The sequence below is a fragment of the Rhodococcus sp. R1101 genome, assembly GCF_000278445.1.
Taxonomy (GTDB): Bacteria; Actinomycetota; Actinomycetes; order Mycobacteriales; family Mycobacteriaceae; genus Rhodococcus; species Rhodococcus gordoniae.
In genome coordinates, this window is record NZ_AJVB01000763.1 from 1 (window position 1) to 1,136 (window position 1,136).

The window sequence follows — 1,136 nt, forward strand, 5'->3', positions numbered from 1 at the left end:
TACCCGAGTAGCACCGGGCCCGTGAAATCCGGTGTGAATCTGTCGGGACCACCCGATAAGCCTGAATACTCCCTGGTGACCGATAGCGGACAAGTACCGTGAGGGAAAGATGAAAAGTACCCCGGGAGGGGAGTGAAATAGTACCTGAAACCGTGCGCTTACAATCCGTCAGAGCCTGCGCATCCTTCGGGGTGGTGGGTGATGGCGTGCCTTTTGAAGAATGAGCCTGCGAGTTAGCGGCATGTCGCGAGGTTAACCCGGGTGGGGTAGCCGTAGCGAAAGCGAGTCCGAATAGGGCGACCTGGAGTGGCATGTTCTAGACCCGAAGCGGAGTGATCTACCCATGGCCAGGGTGAAGCGACGGTAAGACGTCGTGGAGGCCCGAACCCACTTAGGTTGAAAACTGAGGGGATGAGTTGTGGGTAGGGGTGAAAGGCCAATCAAACTCCGTGATAGCTGGTTCTCCCCGAAATGCATTTAGGTGCAGCGTCGCGTGTTTCTCACCGGAGGTAGAGCTACTGGATGGTCTAGGGGGCCCACAAGCTTACCGAAATCAGCCAAACTCCGAATGCCGGTGAGTGAGAGCGCGGCAGTGAGACTGCGGGGGATAAGCTTCGTAGTCGAGAGGGAAACAGCCCAGATCGCCGGCTAAGGCCCCTAAGCGTGTACTAAGTGGAAAAGGATGTGGGATCGCTGAGACAACCAGGAGGTTGGCTTAGAAGCAGCCACCCTTGAAAGAGTGCGTAATAGCTCACTGGTCAAGTGGTTCTGCGCCGACAATGTAGCGGGGCTCAAGTACACCGCCGAAGCCGCGGCATTCACACAACACCCCGGGCCGGTTACGGCTGGTCCGGCAGTGGTGTGGATGGGTAGGGGAGCGTCGTGTGGCCGTGGAAGCGCCGGAGTGATCCAGGTGTGGAGGCCACGCGAGTGAGAATGCAGGCATGAGTAGCGAAAGACGAGTGAGAAACTCGTCCGCCGGATGACCAAGGGTTCCTGGGCCAGGTTAATCCGCCCAGGGTGAGTCGGGACCTAAGGCGAGGCCGACAGGCGTAGTCGATGGACAACGGGTTGATATTCCCGTACCCGTGTATCCGCGCCCAATGGCGAATCAGTTGTGCTAACCGTCCAAAAGG

1 rRNA gene is annotated in these 1,136 nt (G+C 58.2%); it reads left to right on the forward strand.

The window, feature by feature from the left end:
- A 23S ribosomal RNA gene (locus R1101_RS0123990) occupies nucleotides 1-1,136 on the forward strand; the annotation flags it as partial.